Source organism: Burkholderia sp. RF7-non_BP4, assembly GCF_001521935.1.
Taxonomy (GTDB): Bacteria; Pseudomonadota; Gammaproteobacteria; order Burkholderiales; family Burkholderiaceae; genus Burkholderia; species Burkholderia diffusa.
This window is the reverse complement of sequence record NZ_LOTA01000007.1, coordinates 142,871-160,800: the sequence shown is the minus strand read 5'-3', so window position 1 is coordinate 160,800 and position 17,930 is coordinate 142,871. Positions and strand designations below refer to the sequence as shown.

The 17,930-nt window shown below is 72.7% G+C and carries 4 protein-coding genes; 3 read left to right on the top strand and 1 reads right to left on the bottom strand.

Annotation, left to right across the window (positions count from 1 at the left end):
* Positions 1-192 precede the first annotated feature (192 nt).
* The gene (locus WS49_RS03205; protein ID WP_059524415.1) at positions 193-1,938 is read right to left on the bottom strand and encodes a cyclic peptide export ABC transporter; all 1,746 of its coding nucleotides are present in this window, start codon (positions 1,936-1,938) and stop codon (positions 193-195) included.
* Positions 1,939-2,210: 272 nt separating this feature from the next.
* Here WS49_RS03205 and WS49_RS03200 point away from each other — a divergent pair, with 272 nt between their 5' ends.
* From WS49_RS03200 to WS49_RS03190, 3 genes are read left to right on the top strand one after another with little or no spacing between them, the layout of a single operon-like run.
* Positions 2,211-11,900, top strand: a complete 9,690-nt coding sequence (locus tag WS49_RS03200) for a non-ribosomal peptide synthetase (protein ID WP_059524555.1) — start codon at positions 2,211-2,213, stop codon at positions 11,898-11,900.
* A 9-nt stretch (positions 11,901-11,909) separates the two neighbouring features.
* Positions 11,910-16,904: a non-ribosomal peptide synthetase gene (locus tag WS49_RS03195; RefSeq protein ID WP_059524413.1), complete on the top strand. Its 4,995-nt coding sequence runs from the start codon at positions 11,910-11,912 to the stop codon at positions 16,902-16,904.
* Entirely contained in the window at positions 16,894-17,919 is a 1,026-nt protein-coding gene (locus WS49_RS03190; protein WP_059524412.1) for a GNAT family N-acetyltransferase, read from the top strand. The genes WS49_RS03195 and WS49_RS03190 overlap by 11 nt, the downstream gene beginning before the upstream one ends.
* Positions 17,920-17,930: the final 11 nt, after the last annotated feature.

The following is a 17,930-nucleotide window of genomic DNA, read 5'->3' as shown; positions in this document are numbered from 1 at the left end:
CAGGGCAGCGCGTGAACGAAAGTCGCACAGGCATTCGCTTGTCGCGGCATCCCGACGGCGGCACGCATAGTCCAGTACACCGAACGATATTTCCTTTCGCCTTTTCCGATTTCTTTCGATCCGCCGAGCCGAGCACCAGCCGCCTGCGCGCGCGGCAATTGCGGCACGCAGGAAGCCGGTGCTCACGCATGCTTACGCGCTGAGCGCATCGACGCCATCCCGTGCGCGTGATCGCGCGGGCGTCGTGTCGCTGACGATCTGTCCGTTGTCGAGCTTCAGCAGGCGGTCGGCGAGATCGAAATAGCGATCGTCGTGCGTGATCACGATCACGGCCTTGCCGCGCGCGCGCAGTTCGGGCAGCAGCTGCTCGTAGAACACCGCCTTGAACGACGGATCCTGGTCCGCCGCCCATTCGTCGAACAGGTAGAACGGCCGGTCTTCCAGATACGCGACGACGAGCGCGAGCCGCTTGCGCTGCCCGGTCGACAGCGCGCGGTTCGAGAACGCGCCGTCGACGACCTTCACCTTGTGATCGAGCGCGAGCTTCGCGACCAGCGCGTTCGCGCGCGCATCGGCCCGCGCACGCGCCGGATCGTCGGGATCGACGATGCCGAGCAGCGCATCGAACAGGTGGAAGTCGTTGAACACCGCGCTGAAGCGCTGCCGGTACGCGGCGCGCTCGCGCCAGCCGATCGTCCGGCCGTCGACCTCGATCGCGCCTTCCTCCGGCTCGTAGAGCCCCGTCAGGACCTTCGCGAGCGTCGTCTTGCCGCTGCCGTTGCCGCCGACGATGAACACGAGCTCGCCCGGCCGGATCGTCAGATCGATCGGCCCGATCCGGAACATCCGCTCGTCGCGTTCGTGGAAATACGCGTGCGTGACGCCGCGCAGCGTGACGGCGCCGGCCGGCGGCACGTCGGGGGCGTCGCTGGCGGGCGGCACCGTGCGCAGCGCGCCGAATTCGGCCATCACGCCCTCGATGCGTCCGAGCGACACACGCGCCGCATTGACGGTCGGCAGGTTGTTCAGCAGCCCGTCGAGCGGCACCAGCATGAACAGGAACACGACGACGTAGCCGGCCGCCGTGCCCGCATCGGCATGCACGCCGAGCTGCGGCCAGAACGCGGCCGCGCCGAGGAACACGTAGAACAGGAAGATGATCCAGCCGACGCCGACCGCATACGCGCTGAACGCGCGGCGGCGATGGTCGCGCACCTCGCCGATCGCCGCGCCGAGCTGGCCGTCGACGAACTGGCGCGCGCGCGCGTCGTGCAGCTTCAGTTCCTTCGCGCCGGAGAACAGCGAGCCGAGATAGCCGAACAGGCGATCCTGCGCCTGGCCGGCCGCCTCGAGCGACGCGATCGCGCGGCGGTCGCCGGTGTGATAGCCGAGCGAGCCCGCGACGATCGCGGTCAGCGCGAGCAGGCACACGGGCCACGACAGCCACGCGAGATAGCCGAGGCAGCCGAACACGATCGAGCCGTGCATCACCAGGTTCGGCAGCGCGAAGAACAGCATCGACACGTTGGTCGCGTCGTCGGTCAGCACCGACTGCACGGGCGCCGCGCCGATCCGCTCGATGTCGCGCAGCTCGGCCGCGCCGACGCGCCGCGCGAGATGCACGCGCAGCCGCGCCATCGTGTCCTGCGACAGCCGGGCGAACAGCGTGCCCGACACGATGCGCGTGACGAGCGCGATCACCGCGCACAGCGCGAAGCGCCACGCGAGCGACGCGTCGGCCGCGCCGGGCGTCGCGAGCGCGCGGTTCAGCGTCGCGACGAGCAGCACGCTCGCGACGCCGTTGAGCACGCAGGCGACGAGCGCCAGCGCGAGCGATGCGCGGCTTTCGCGCAGCAGCGCGAGGATCAGGCGGGCCGCGGGGCGGCCGGGGGAGGCGTCGAGGGACGGCGGGGAAGCGGGCTCGTGGGCGGCGGTCATCGGCAACGTCGGTAAATGAAGGGCAGGCAAATCATGCGGAAACGGCGAGATTGATCCGAAAGCAGCGCGCCGGACGGGCCCGGTCGCGGCTTTCCTCCCTGATAGACGAACGGGCCGCGCAAATATTTAGCGGTGCCTTCAAAAAATGCATCCGTTCTGGCTTTGCGCGCAAAACGGTAAAAAATCGGCCGCGCCGTTCGTCACACCAGTGAAGCCGCCCCATGCGGCCCCGAGACTTGGCCGAAGCGGCCGGACCGAAGGACTTCACGCACATGACGAGTTTCCCGACTGCGCTGCATCACCGAATTCGCGAACTGGCGCGCCGCGCGCCCGACGCGCCCGCGCTCGCCGCGCCTTTCCAGAACGACCTGCGCCTGTCGCGCGGCGCGCTCGATGCGCGTGCGTCGCACCTTGCACGCCAGTTGCGCGCGGCCGGTGTCGGCGCGGAAGTGCGGGTGGGCGTCTGCGTCGAACGCTCGTGCGAGCTGTTCGTCGCGCTGCTTGCCGTGCTGAAGGCGGGCGGCGTATTCGTGCCGCTCGACCCGCGTCATCCGGCCGCGCGTCTGGACTGGATCGTCCGCGATGCGCAACTGCGCCACGGGATCGTCGACGCGGCCGGCCGCGCGGCGCTCGGCGCGCCGTTCGAACACGCGTTCGACGCGATGTCCGCGGCTGCGGCGGCCGCCGCCTTCGTCGACGACGAGGACGTGCCGGTGCATCCGCGCTCGGCGGCCTACATGATCTATACGTCGGGCTCAACCGGCACGCCGAAGGCTGTGGTCGTCGAGCACGGGCCGCTCGCCGCGCATTGCGACGCGCTCGCGGCCGCGCTGCCGATCGAGGGTGGCGATCGCCTGCTGCATTTCGCGTCGGTCAATTTCGATGCCGCGCACGAATGCTGGCTCGCGCCGCTCGCCGTCGGCGCGAGCGTGACGATTGCGCCGCCGCAGCCGTTCGCGCCGGACGCCGCCCATGCGCTGATGATGAGTGAATCCATCGGCGTCGCCGCGTTTCCGCCCGCGTATCTGCGCGAATTCGCGGCCGTCGCCTCTCGCGACGGCGTGCCGCCGGCGTTGCGCGTGCTCGCGTTCGGCGGCGAGGCGCTGCCGCAGCAGGCATTCGAATTCGTGCGCCGCACGTTCCCGTCGGTTCGCCTGATCAACGGCTACGGGCCGACCGAGGCCGTGATTTCCCCGATGCTGTGGCCGGTCGAGCCGGGCGAAATGCCGGTGCTGGCGGACGACGATGCATATGCGTCGCTGCCGATCGGTCGCGCGATCGGCCCGCGCGTCGCGCGCATCGATGGCGGCGCGTCCGGCGAACCGGGCGAGGGCGGCGAGTTGCTGCTCGGCGGCGCATGTCTCGCGCGCGGCTATCACGGCCGCCCGGCGCTGACGGCCGAACGCTTCATTCCCGATGCGCACGGCGAACCCGGTGCCCGCGTGTACCGCACCGGCGACCTCGCACGTCTGCGCGCCGATGGCGCGTTCGATTATCTCGGCCGTCTCGATGACCAGGTCCAGGTGCGCGGCGTGCGTGTGGAGCCCGCGGAAATCGCCGCGTGCCTGCGCGCGCATCCGGCGGTGGCCGACGCGGCCGTGATCGCCGAAACCGGCAACGGGCCGACGCGGCTGATCGCGTGCGTCGCGCTGCGCGCGACCGCCGACGATGCGGCGCTGAAGGCGCACGTGGGCGCGCAGTTGCCCGCCGCGTGGCAACCGCACCGGTTCGTGCGCTGCGACACGCTGCCGTACACGCTGAACGGCAAGATCGACCGTGCCGCGCTACGCGAGCGCATCGCCGCCGCCCGCGACGCCGAACGGCCCGCGGGCGACGCCCCGCGCACGCCGACCGAGCAGCAGATCGCCGGCCTCTGGCAAACGCTGCTCGGCCTCGACGCGACGCCGTCGCGCGACGCTCGCTTCTTCGCGCTGGGCGCCGATTCGCTCGCCGCGATGCAACTTCAGGCCGCGATCCGCGCCGCGTTGCGCGTGAACCTGCGGCTCGACACGCTGTTCGCCGATCCGGCGCTGGCGGAGCTGGCCGCGCACGTCGATCGCGCGGAACGCGAAACGGGCGCGCCGCTGGCCGCGATTGCCGCGCGCCGCGCGCCGGCCGATGCCGCCGCATCGGGCGCCCCGTACGTCGACCGCGCCGCATCGCTCGCACAGCAGCGCTTCTGGGTGCTCGCGCAAACGCGCGACGCCAGCGCCGCGTATCACATCGCCGCGCACTGGACGATCGACGGCGTGCTCGATCGCGCCGCATTGCAGCGCGCGCTCGATCACGTGATCGAGCGGCACGACGCATGGCGCACGACCCTCGTCGACAACGACGACGGCATCGTGATGCAGCGCATCCATGCCCGCTTGCCGGTCACGATCGCGACGCTCGACTTGCGCGGCCAGCCGCCGGCCGCGCGCGACGCGCAAGCCGCGCACCTCGCCGAGCGCGACGCCGGCACGCCGTTCGATCTGTCGAACGGGCCGCTGCTGCGCGCGACGCTCGTCGCGCTCGCCGACGACCGCCACCGGCTGCTGCTGACCGCGCACCATGCGATCACCGACGGTTGGAGCTCGCGCTGCGCATTCGACGAGCTGTCGGCCGCGTACCGCGCGTATGCGGAAGGCCGCGAACCGTCGTTGCCGGCACTGCCGATCCAGTACGCCGACTATGCGGACTGGCAGCGCGACATGCTCGCCGGCGGCGAAGGCGAGCGTCAGCTCGACTACTGGCGCGGCGCGTTGCGCGACGTGCCGGGCCCGCTCGCACTGCCGGTCGACCGCCAGCCGGGCGCGACGCGCACGCTGCAGGGCGCACGCGTGTCGGTCCGCCTGCCCGACGCGGTCGCTGCCGACGTCCGGCGTCTGGCGCGCGACGCGCAGGCCACGGTCTTCACGGTGCTGCTGGCGGCGCTCGACGCATGGCTGTCGCGCGTAACTGGCGAGACTGACGTGGTCGTCGCGGTGCCGGTCGCGCATCGCCAGCGCCCGGAAACGCGCGCGCTGCTCGGGCTGTTCCTGAATACGGTCGCGCTGCGCGTGCGGGTGGCGCCGACGCTGCCGTTCCGCGCGCTGGTCGACGCGGCACGCACGGCGGCGCTCGATGCGGTCGCGCACCAGGACGTGCCGTTCGAGCGCGTCGTCGATGCGGTGAAGCCGCCCGTCAAGCGCGGCGACGAATGGCTGCGCGTGAAATTCGCGCAGCAGTTCGATGCGCGGCACGACAGCGTGCTGCCGGGCGCGACCGCGGTTGCGACGCCGGGGCCCGATCTCGCCGCGCGCTTCGACTTCGCGCTGGATTTCACCGACGACGCGCACGGCATCGAACTGGTCGCCGCCTATGCGACCGACTGCATCGATGCCGACACCGCGCGCGCGTGGCTCGACAGCTATGCGGCGCTGGTCGCGTCCGCCGCACGTGAACCGCACCGCACGACGGCCGCGCTGCCGTGCGATGCGTCGCCGGTGTCGCGCCAACCGCGCGACGGCCGCGCGCTGAACGTCGAACACGCCGACGTCGTCGCCGCCTTCGCGCGGCAGGCGGCCGCGTATCCGCATCGCGTCGCGCTCGCCGATGCGTCGGCGTCGCTGACGTTCGCCGAACTCGACGATGCGTCGAACCGCATCGCGCATGCGCTGACGCTGCGCGGCGCGACGGCCGAAGCCCCCGTCGTCGTCTGCATCGAGCGTTCGGTACGCTTCGTCGTCGGTCTGCTCGGCGCACTGAAGGCCGGCGCGCTGGCCGTGCTGCTCGACCCGGCCCAGCCGGCCGCACGCGTCGCGGCCGCGGCCGCCGATTGCGGTGCACGCTGGGCGCTCGTCGCGCAGGGGCGGGATGTCGCCGCGTGGCCGGCCGGCAACGACGCGCAGCCGCTCGATGTCGACGCGCTCGCACAGGACGCGACGCTCGCGCATGCGGCCGGCGTACGCGTCGCGCCGCATCCCGGGCAGGGCGCCTATCTGATCTATACGTCGGGTTCGACCGGCACGCCGAAGGGCGTCGTCGTGTCGCACGGCGCACTGGCCGACTACGTGCAGGGGATGCTCGACGAACTTGCCTTCGCACCGGACGCGTCGTTCGCGATGGTGTCGACCGTCGCCGCCGACCTCGGCCACACGACGCTGTTCGGCGCGCTGTGCGCGGGCCGCACGCTGCACCTGCTGCCGGCCGCGTGCGCGTTCGATCCGGACCTGTTCGCACACGAGATGCGCCGCCGCGACGTCGGCGTGCTGAAGATCGTGCCGAGCCACCTGCAGGCTCTGCTCGATGCACGCGTGCCGGCCGACGTGCTGCCGCGCCACGCGCTCGTGACCGGCGGCGAAACGCTGACGTGGGCGCTCGTCGCGCGCCTGGCCGCGCTCGCGCCGGCCTGCCGGGTGATCAACCATTACGGGCCGACCGAAGCGACCGTCGGCGCGATCGCGTGCGACACCGCGTCGATCGGCGCCGATGCGCGCGATCCCGCGAGCGGCGTGCCGCTGGGCCTGCCGCTGCCGAATGCGCGCGCGCTGGTGCTCGACGCGTTCGGCGCGTGCGTGCCGGCCGGTGCGACGGGCGAGCTGTATCTGGGCGGGCCGGGCGTGGCGCGCGGCTACCTGAACCAACCGGCGCAGACCGCCGAGCGCTTCGTGCCCGATCCGTTCACGCCCGGTGCGCGCCTGTATCGCACCGGCGACCGCGTGCGCCTGCGCGCGGACGGCCGTCTCGCGTTCCTCGGCCGCATCGACGACCAGGTGAAGATTCGCGGCTATCGCGTGGAACCGGGCGAGGTGAGCGCGGCGGTACGCGCGGCCGGCCCGATCGCGCAGGCCGAGACGCTCGCGATCGAGCACGACGCCCGCCTGCGGCTCGCGACGTTCGTCGTGATGCGCGACGGCGCGGCATTCGACGAGCCCGCCATGCGCGCCGCACTCGGCGCGACGCTGCCCGACTACATGGTGCCCGCGCAGTTCGTCGCGCTCGCGCGCCTGCCGGTGACGGCGAACGGCAAGATCGATCGCGCGGCGCTGCGCGAACTGGCCGCCGCGCCGGTGGCGGTTGCCGCCGGCGACGCGCCGCAGGGCCCGGTCGAAACGGCGCTCGCCGAAGTCTGGCAGGCGGTGCTGAAGGCGCCACACGTCGGCCGCGACGACAACTTCTTCGAGCTCGGCGGCGATTCGATTCTGGTGCTGCAGGTGATCGCACGCGCCCGCAAGCGCGGCGTGCGCTTCACGCCGAAGCAGTTGTTCGACGGCCCGACGGTCGCCGAACTCGCGCGCATCGCGAAAACCGGGGACGTCGCCGCCGCGCCGTCGGCATCGACATCGGCGCCGGCTCAGGCCGCAACGGCTGCCGCAGCGGCGATCCTGACGCCGGCACAGCAACGCTTCTTCGCGCTCGACGTGCCGCATCCGGGCCACTGGAACCAGTCGGTCGCGTTCGACGTGCGCGGCCCGTTCGACGCCGATGCGTTCGCACGTGCATTCGACGCGCTGCTGACGCATCACGACGCGTTCCGCCAGCGCTTCGCACGCGGCGCGGACGGTCACTGGCACGCGAGCGATGCGGCGAAACCGTACGACGCGCTTCCGTTCGTCGAGGTCGCCGCGCGCGACGAAGCCGACGCGCTGGCGCGCTTCGACGCCTTGCAGCGCCGCCTCGATCTCGGCCGCGGGCCGCTCGCATGCGCATGTGCGGCGCGGCTGCCGGACGGCGCGACGCGGCTGTATCTGGCGATTCATCACGCGATCGTCGACGGCGTGTCGTGGCGCATCCTGCTCGACGACCTGGACGCCGCGTATCGCGCCGCATGCGAGCGCACGCCGATTCGCCTGTCCCAGCCGGGCTTGCGTGCGGATGCCTGGGCCGCGCGCCTCTCACGTGCCGCGACGGATCCGGCATCGCCGTTCGCCGCCGAAACGGGTTACTGGGCCGGCATGGCGGAGGGCGACGATCTCGTGCCGGATCATCCCGACGCACCGGCGACGAACGCCGACGCGGCCGTCGTCGTGCAGACGATCGACGTGGCGCTGACCCGTGCCGCGCTGACCGACGCGCACGCCGCGTATCGCACGCAGACGATCGAACTGCTGGGCGCGGCGCTCGCGTTGGCGCTGGCCGGCGCCAGCGGCGCCGCGTCGTGCCGCGTCGAGCTCGAGGGGCATGGCCGCGAGGCGCTGTTCGACGACGCGGACGCGAGCCGCACGATCGGCTGGCTGACGAGCCACTATCCGGTCACGCTGCCCGTCGAAGCCACCGCGCGCGACACGCTGTGCGCCGTCAAGGACACGCTGCGCGCGGTGCCGCACAAGGGGCTCGGCTTCGGCGTGCTCGCGCATTACGGCGACGCGGCGACGCGTGCGGCGCTGGCCGCCGTGCCGCGTCCGCGCGTCACGTTCAACTATCTCGGCCAGTTCGACGCACCGCGCGACGCGACGCTCGTGCCGCGCTTCGGCGGCACCGGCATCGAGCGCGACCCGCAAGGGCCGCTCGGCAACACGCTCGCGATTCACGCATACCTCGATACCGATCGCGACGGCGCACGCACGCTGAAAGTTCACTGGGTCTACGGTGCGCCGCAGTTCGCGCGCGCGACGATCGATGCATTCGCGGATCGCTTTGCCGCCGCGCTGCGCGAACTCGCCGACGCATGCGCAGCGCGTGTCGCGCATCGCGGCGGCGGTGCGACGCCGGGCGATTTTCCGCTCGCACGGGCCGCCGGCCTCACGCAGGCCGCGATCGAGCGCGCGCCGCTCGACTGGCGCACGATCGACGACGTGTATCCGCTGTCGCCGATGCAGCAGGGGATCCTGTTCCATGCGCTGTTCGCGCCGGGTCATGCAAGCTACGTGAACCAGCTCGTCGCGACCGCGACGGCGCTCGATGCCGACCGGCTCGCGGCCGCGTTCGCCGCGTCCATCGCACGCCACGACATCCTGCGCACCAGCGTGATGCCCGACGAGGCCGCACCGCTGCAATGCGTGCATCGTCACGCGCGGATGTCGGTCGAACAGCTCGACTGGCGCATGCGCGGCGACACGCTGGACACCGACTTCGACGCGTGGCTCGCGGCCGACCGCGCGCGCGGCTTCGACTGGCGCGAGCCGCCGCTGATGCGGCTCACGCTGATCCGCGTGACCGACGACGCGTGGCGCGTCGTGTGGACGCGCCACCACGTGCTGCTCGACGGGTGGAGCACGGCGCGCCTGCTTGCCGACGTGCTGCGCGACTATCGCGACCCCGACGCGGTGTCGCCGTTCGCGAGCCGCCCGGCGCTGCGCTATCGCGACTTCATCGCGTGGCTCGGCACGCGCGACCGCGAGGCCGACGAGCGCTTCTGGACCGGGCGCCTCGCGCGTCTCGACGCACCGACGCTGATCGCCGAGCGCGTGGCCGACCGCGCGGATGCGCAGATGGTCACGTGGCGCGCGACGATCGACGCGGCTGCGACGACGCGTGTCGCGCAAACGGCGCGTGCGCTGAAGCTGACCGTCAACACGCTGGTGCAGGGCGCCTGGGCGCTTGCGCTGCAGCGCATGACGCATCAGCCGGCCGTCGCGTTCGGCGCGACCGTCGCGGGCCGTCCCGATGCGCTCGCGGACGTCGACACGGTGCTCGGTCTCTTCATCAACACGCTGCCCGTCATCACGGCACCCGCGCCGCAACAACGCGCGGCCGACTGGCTGCAGGCGCTGCAGCGCGAAAACGCGGCTGCGGCCGAGCATGCGCACACGCCGCTCGCCGACATCCAGCGCTGGGCACGCGGCGCCGGCGGCGCACTGTTCGACACGCTGGTCGTGTTCGAGAACTATCCCGTCGACGACACGGCGCACGACGCCGATCCGCGCGCGCTCGCACTGAGCGGCGTGCGCAGCATCGAGTCGACCGACTTCGCGCTGACGCTCGTGATCGAGAGCGGCGCCGAACTGACGATCGACTACGGCTACGACACCGCGCGCGTGGATACGCACCAGGTCGAACGCTGGCACCGCGCGTTCGCGTGCGCGCTCGATGCGCTGGCCCGCACGCCGGACGCGCTGCTCGGCACGCTGTCGATCGCCGACGACGCGACGCGCGACGCACTGGCGCGCGCGCAGGACACCGCGCGGACGTGGCCGGACGCGCAACGCCAACCGCTGCATCTGCAATTCGCGGCCGCCGCGCGGGCGACGCCCGACGCGATCGCGCTCGAATACGCGGATGCCCACGGTGGCGTGCAGCGCGCGACCTATCGCGAGCTCGACCTGAACACGACGCGCGTCGCCGCCGCCTTGCGCCGGCGCGGCGTGCGGCCCGACACGCCGGTTGCGCTGTGCGTCGAGCGTTCGTTCGACATGGTGACGGCGCTCGTCGGCGTGCTGAAGGCCGGCGCCGCGTACCTGCCGGTCGATCCCGACTATCCGGCCGAGCGCATCGCGTACCTGCTGCGCGACGCGCGGCCCGCGGTCGCGATCACGCAGGCGCATCTGCGCGAGCAGGTCGAGGCCGCGCTCGGCGACGACGCGACGACGCAACTGCTGACGGTGGCCGACCTGCTCGCGGACGAGGCAGGCGAAGTGGACGCCGCCGCCGCCGACTGTGCTACCGACATCGACGACGCACAGCTCGCCTACCTGATCTATACGTCCGGCTCGACCGGCAAGCCGAAGGGCGCCGGCAACTCGCACGGCGCGCTCGCGAACCGCATCGCGTGGATGCAGCACGCGTACCGGCTGACGCGCGACGACGTCGTGCTGCACAAGACGCCGTTCGGCTTCGACGTGTCGGTGTGGGAATTCGTGTGGCCGCTCGCGACCGGCGCGAAGCTCGCGATCACCGCCCCCGGCGACCACCGCGATCCGGCCCGCCTCGCGGCGGCGATCCATGCGCACGGCGTGACGGTGCTGCACTTCGTGCCGTCGATGCTGGCCGCGTTCGCCGCGTATCTCGACGATTTTTCGGCCGCCGCGCAATGCGACAGCGTGCGCCTGATCGTCGCGAGCGGCGAGGCGCTCGCGCCCGAACTCGTCGCGAAGGTCGCGCGCCTCGTGCCGAACGCGACGCTCGTGAACCTGTACGGGCCGACGGAAGCCGCCATCGACGTGTCGCACTGGACCTGCGGCCCCGACGACGCCGGCGCCGTCGCGGTGCCGATCGGCCATCCGATCGCGAACCTGCAGCTGCACGTGCTCGATGCGGCCTGGCAGCCCGTGCCGGCCGGCGCGACCGGCGAACTGTATCTGGCGGGCGCGGGCCTCGCGCGCGGCTATCTCGGCCGCCCGGGGCTGACGGCCGAGCGTTTCGTGCCCGATCCGTTCGTGCCGGGCGCCCGCATGTATCGCACCGGCGACCTCGCACGGCGTCGCGCCGATGGCGCGCTCGATTACCTCGGCCGCGTCGACACGCAGGTGAAGCTGCGCGGCCAGCGGATCGAGCCGGGCGAGATCGAGGCGCTGCTGCGCGCGGCGCCCGGCGTGCACGACGCGGTCGTGATCGTGCGCGACGCGCAGCTGATCGGCTACGTCGCACGTGGCGACGCGGGGCCGCTCGACCGTGCCGCCTTGCTGGATTCGCTGCGCGCACAGTTGCCGGCCTACATGGTGCCGTCGCAGCTGATCGAACTCGACGCGCTGCCGGTCACGCCGAACGGCAAGTGCGACCGCCATGCACTGCCCGCGCCGGTGCGCGAAGCGGCCGCGGCCGTCGAACTCGCGACCGACACGCAGCGCGCGCTCGCGGCGATCTGGCAGCGCGTGCTGCACGTGGACGCGATCGGCCGCGACGACGATTTCTTCCAGCTCGGCGGCCACTCGCTGCTCGCGACGCAAGCGCATGCGCAGGCGAACCTGCACTGGGGCCTCGCGCTGCCGCTGCGCACGCTGTTCGACACCCGCACGCTCGCACGCTGCGCGGACGCGATCGACGCGGCCTGCGCGGCACGCGGCGAGACCGACGCGGCGAGCGCGATCGATGCGCTGCTCGGCGAACTGGAAACCCAATAAGGACGACGGATGACGAAGGTTCAACCCGACTGGCTCGCGCTCGCGACGCGCTTCGCGCAATTGCCCGACGCGCAACGCGCGGTGTTCATCGACAAGCTCGGCGCGGCCGGCATCGATTTCCGCATGCTGCCGATCCCGCCGCGCACGCCGCGCTCCGAGCGCGTGCCGGCATCGTTCGCGCAGACGCGGCTGTGGCTGCACGCGCGCTTGATCGACGCGCCGGACGCCTATCACATCACCGAACGGCTCGCGCTGACGGGCCCGCTCGACGCGCATGCGCTGCGGCTTGCGTGCGATGCACTGATCGCACGCCATGAAGCGCTGCGCACGACCTTCGACGAAACGGAGGACGGCGTCGCGCAGACGATCCATCCGCCGCTGCGCTGCCCGTGGCGCGAGACCGATCTCGAAGCGTTGCCCGACGCGCAGCGCGTCGCGCGCGCCGAAAGCGTCGCAATGGCCGATGAAGCCGGCGCGTTCGATCTCGGCGCGGCACCGCTCGTGCGCGCACACCTGATCCGCTTCGACGCAACGCATCACTGGCTTGCGCTGACCGTTCATCACATCGTGTCGGATGGCTGGTCGTCGGACGTGATGCTGTTCGAACTCGCGGCGTTCTATCGCGCGTATACGTCGGGAGAGCCGGTGCCGCTCGGGCCGCTGCCAATCCAGTACGCGGACTATGCGCTGTGGCAGCGCCGCTGGCTCGATGCGGGCGAGCGCGACCGGCAGCTGGCGTTCTGGCGCGAGCGGCTCGACCCGCAGCGCGGCGTGCTGACGCTGCCCGGCGCGGCCGCGCGGCCCGCGCGCCGCAGCGCGCGCGGTGCACGTCACGTGTTTTCGCTCGACGCGCGCATCGGTGCGCGGCTGCGCGCGTTCGCGGCCGCGTCGGGCGCGACGCCGTTCGCGGTGTTGCTCGCGGCGCTCGACGCGCTGCTCGCGCGTGCGACCGGCGATGCGCGGATCTGCGTCGGCGTGCCGGCCGCAAACCGCGAACGCGCGGAAACGGCCGGCCTGATCGGCTTCTTCGTCAACACGCTCGCGATCGATGTCGACGTGCCCGCGCACGGCGATTTCTCGTCGCTGGTCGCACGCACGCAGCGCGCGCTCGTCGATGCGCAGATGCACCAGGACGTGCCGTTCGAGCAGGTCGTCGACGCGCTCGGCGTGCCGCGCAGCGCGAGCCACCATCCGCTGTTCCAGGTGATGGCCGCATATGGCGAGCGCCGCGCGCTGCCGGCGCTGGGCGCGGCATCGGCAACGTTGCTGCCGTCCGGCACGCCGTCCGCGAAATTCGACCTGACGCTTTCCGTCGAGGCGACGCCCGACGGCACGTTCGACGCCGCGTTCATCCACGCGCTCGACCTGTTCGACGGCGACGCGATCGCGCGGCTGGCCGCGCGCTTCGTCACGCTGCTCGCCGATGCGCTCGCGCGCCCCGACGTGCCGGTCGGCGATCTCGACTGGCTGCCGGCCGACGAACGCGCGCAACTGTTTGCGTGGAACGCGCCGGCGGGTGCGGCCGAAGCCGAACCGTTCGTCCCCGTGCACGCGCGCATCGCCGCGCATGCGCGGGCACGGCCCGACGCACGCGGTGTCGCCGACGTCGATCGCGCGCTGACGCGCGGCGAGGTCGACGCGCGCGCGGCACGCATCGCGCGCAACCTCGTCGCGGCCGGCGTGCGGCCTGAAATGCGCGTCGGCGTCGCGCTGCAGCGCTCGGTCGACCTGCTGGTCGCGCTGATCGCGGTGCTGAAGTCGGGCGCCGCGTTCGTGCCGCTCGATCCGGCCCATCCGCGCGAACGCCTCGCGCAGATCGTCGGCGATGCGGGCATCGGGCACGTGCTGACCGACGGCGCGAGCGCCGCATCGCTGCCCGAACTGCCGGCGCTGCGCGTCTGGCGCGCGGACGAAGTCGACGCACTCGACGAAGCCGCGGACGTCGCGCTGCCGGACGTGCTGCCCGGCCATGCGGCCTACGCGATCTACACGTCGGGCTCGACCGGCAAGCCGAAGGGCGTGATCGTCGATCACGCGGCGTTCGCGCGGCATTGCGTGGCGATCGCCGAGCGCTACGGCGCGGGCGAGAACGACGTGTTCCTGCTGTTCCAGTCGGTCAACTTCGACGGCGCGCACGAAGGCTGGTTTTCGCAATACCTGTCGGGCGCCGCCGTGTCGGTGACGGCCGACGTGCTGTGGCCGCCCGCGCAGACCTGCGCGATGATGATTCGCGACGGCGTGACGATGACCTACGTGCCGCCCGGCTGCGCCGCGCAGCTCGCCGAATGGGCGGTCGCGCACGGCGCGCCGCCGACGCTGCGCTCGCTGACCGTCGGCGGCGAAGCCACGTCGCGCGAAGCGTTCGCGATGCTGCGCCGCGCGATGCCGAACGTGCGCGTGGTCAACGGCTACGGCCCGACCGAAACCGTGATCACGCCGACGCTGTGGATGTTCCGCCCCGGCGACGATCTCGCGACGCTGGGCGACGCCGCGTATCTGCCGATCGGCACGCTGGTCGGCGCGCGCACCGCGCACGTGCTCGACGCGCGGCTGCATCCGCTGCCGGTCGGCGTGATCGGCGAGCTGTACCTGGGCGGCGAGGGGATCGGCGTCGCGCGCGGCTACCTCGATCGTCCCGCGCTGACGGCCGAGCGCTTCGTGCCCGATCCGTACGGCGCGCCGGGCGCGCGCCTGTACCGCACGGGCGACCTCGTGCGGCGTCGCGCGGACGGCGTGTTCGACTTCATCGGCCGCGTCGATCATCAAGTGAAGCTGCGCGGGCTGCGCATCGAGCTCGGCGAGATCGAGGCGCAGCTGGCCGCGCATGATGCGGTGCGCGAAGCGTGCGCGGTCGTGCACGGGCAGGGCGCGCAGGCGCAGCTCGTCGCCTACGTCGAACTGACCGCCGACGCGCAGGCGGCCGCGCAACCGGTCGAGGCCGCGACGCTCGACGCGCATCTGCGCCGCACGCTGCCCGACTACATGGTGCCCGCGCAACTGATCGTGCTCGACGCGCTGCCGCGCAACGCGAACAGCAAGGTCGACCGTGCACGGTTGCCGGCGCCGGTGCGCGTCGAACGCGCATACGAAGCGCCGCACGAGGGCGACGAAACCGCGCTCGCGGCGATCTGGCGCGACGTGCTGAACGTCGAGCGCGTCGGTCGCGGCGATCACTTCTTCGAACTCGGCGGCCATTCGCTGGCGGCGGTGCGCGTCGCGACGCGCGTCGCCGAGCGGCTCGGCCGCGACGTGCCGGTGCGCGCGCTGTTCGAAGCGCCGGTGCTCGCGCAATACGCGCGTCAGGTGGGCGATGCGCCGCGCGCCGCGCACGCCGGTGCCGCCGCGCCGGGCGTCGCGGTGGTCAAACCCGACGCGCATGGCGTATGGCCGCTGTCGCCCGCGCAGCTCGGTCTGTGGTTCCTGTGGCGCGCGCAGCCGGACAGCGCCGCGTACACCATTCCGGTCGCGCTGCGCGTGCGCGGTCCGCTCGACGTCGACGCGCTGCGTGCGGCGTTCTCGGCCGCGGCGGCCGCGCACCCGGCGCTGCGCACGCGGCTCGTCGCGCGCGACGGCATGTTGCCGGGCCAGCGGATCGATGCAGACGTTTCCGTCGAAATGCCGGTCATCGATCTGTCGGCGCAATCCGACGCGCTCGCCCGCGCGACGGCGCTGACCGATGCCGACGCGCTCGCACCGTTCGATCTCGCGGCCGATGCACCGCTGTGGCGCGCACGCGTGCTGCGGCTCGGCGCGGACGATCACGTGCTGTCGGTGACGATCCATCACATCGTGTCGGATGGCGAATCGATCGAGCTGTGGCTCGACGCGGTGCGCGCAGGCTATGTCGCGTTCGTGCGCGGCGAAGCGGAATCGGTATCGACACCGCCTCACGACACGTCGCTCGCGCTGCCCGCGCCGTGCCACCCGGCCCGCGTCGCGTACTGGCGCGACGCGCTGGCCGATCTGCCGCCGCCCATACTGCCGCAGCGCGCAAACGCGCCGGCCGTCCCGCAATGGCGTGCGGCGCGCGTCGCGTTCGAATTCGACGCATCGCTGATCCGTGCCGCGCGCGCCGCCGCGTCCGCCGCGCACGCGACGCTGCCGATGCTGCTGCACGCGGCGCTCAACACCGCGCTGTTCCGCGTGACCGGTGCGGCCGATCAGCCGGTCGGCGTGCTGGCGTCGACGCGCGAGCTGACGGGCGATGCCGCGCGCGATGCGCTCGGTCTCTTCATCAATTCCGTGGTCGTGCGCACGCGGCTCGACACGTCAGCGTGCCGTTCGGACGTGCTCGCGCAAGTGCGCGATACGGCGCTCGCCGCGTATGCGCATGCCGACGTGCCGTTCGCCGACGTCGTCGCCGCGCTGCGCGCGCCGCGTGCCGCAAACGCCAATCCGCTGTTCCAGGTGATGTTCAACTACCTGCGTCCGACCGGCGCCGCCGCGCGCGACTGGGCCGGCCTGTCGCTCGCCGGGTTCGACGACGTGCGTCATCGCGTCGTGTTCACGCTCGAGCTGGACGTCGTCGAGCATCCGGACGGCCGCGTGAGCGCCGCGTTCTCGTATGCGGACGAACTGCTCGACGGCGCTTTCGTCGATGCGCTCGTCGACCTCTATCACGACGAAGTCGCGCGTTTCGCCGGGGCGCCGGAAGCGGCGCTCGGCGCGCCCGACGCGCCGTTCGCCGTGTCGGCGGCGATCGCAGTCGCACCGGCCGGCAGCGCGGCGACGCGCGTCACGGCGGCATCGCGCGCGCCGGACGCCGCAGCCGCGCTCGCCGCGCTGTGGTCGGACACGTTCGCGACGGCCGCGCCCGGGCCCGATGCCGATCTGTTCGAAGCCGGCGCGACGTCGTTCGACGTCGTGCGCTTCGTCGACGCGGCCGGCCGCGCCGGGCACGCGCTGACGGTGGCCGACGTATTCGCGTCGCCGACGCTCGCGGCGCTCGGCGCGCATCTCGATGCGTCGGCCGAAACGGAGCAGGAGGTGCGCGATGCTGGCTGAAGTGCGTCCGGACGGATTCACGATGCCGGACACGTGCCGCCTCGCGTTCGCGGACGGCCTGTTCGCCGCGCGCGACGACGCGGAGATCCGCGTCGCGCACGGCGACGGCATCGGCGCGCAGTTGCTGCGCGCGCAGCTCGCGGACGACGGCACGCTGCGCCTCGTCGCATACAACCATCGCGCGGCGCCGGGCGACCAGCGTCGCGCGCTGCTGGCCGCGCTCGCCGCCGCGTTTTCCGACGACGCGCGCCGCGCGGCGATCCGGCTCGACCCGGCCGCGTGGCCGGCGGTCGCGCTCGACGCGCTGCGCGCGAGCGGCGTGCTTGCCGACGGCGGCCTGTGCATGCGCGAAGGCTGGGCGCAGCAGGCCGATCTGTGGCGCGTCGGCACGCCGCTGCCATGCGCGACGCTGCCGATGCTGACCGACGGCCGGCGGCATCCGCGCCGGCCGCCCGCGCCGCGCGGCGACGTGTATGCGCGCGACCTGCCTTCGCTCGGCGTGCGTTTCACGCTGCGCGGCTGGCAGCCGGGCGAGGACGCCGCGCGCCTGGCGCACTGGTTCGACGAGCCGCGCGTGCGCGACGGCTGGCCGGGCACGCAACCCGGCGTGGACGGCACGGCGCCCGATGCCGATCCGCACGTGAGCCCGCTCGTCTGCTGCTTCGACGGCGAACCGTTCGCGTACGTCGAGGCGTTCTGGCTGAAGGAAGACCCGCTCGCGCCGCACGTCGGTGCGCGCGATTACGACCGCGGGCTGCGGATGCTGGTCGGCGCATCGCGCTGGCGCGGCCCGCATTGCGTGGCAGGCTGGCTGCCGTCGGTCGTGCATTACCTGTTTCTCGACGATTCGCGCACCGAAGCGGTCGGCTGCGCGGTCCCGGCCGGCCGCGCGCGGGTCGTCGACACCCTCGCGCGGCACGGCTTCGCGCGGCAGCGCCGCCTGGCGCTCGCCGACGGGCAGCCGCTGTGGATGCGCACGCTGCGCGAAACGTTCTTCTCCGGCCGTCACGTCTGACGGGCCGGATT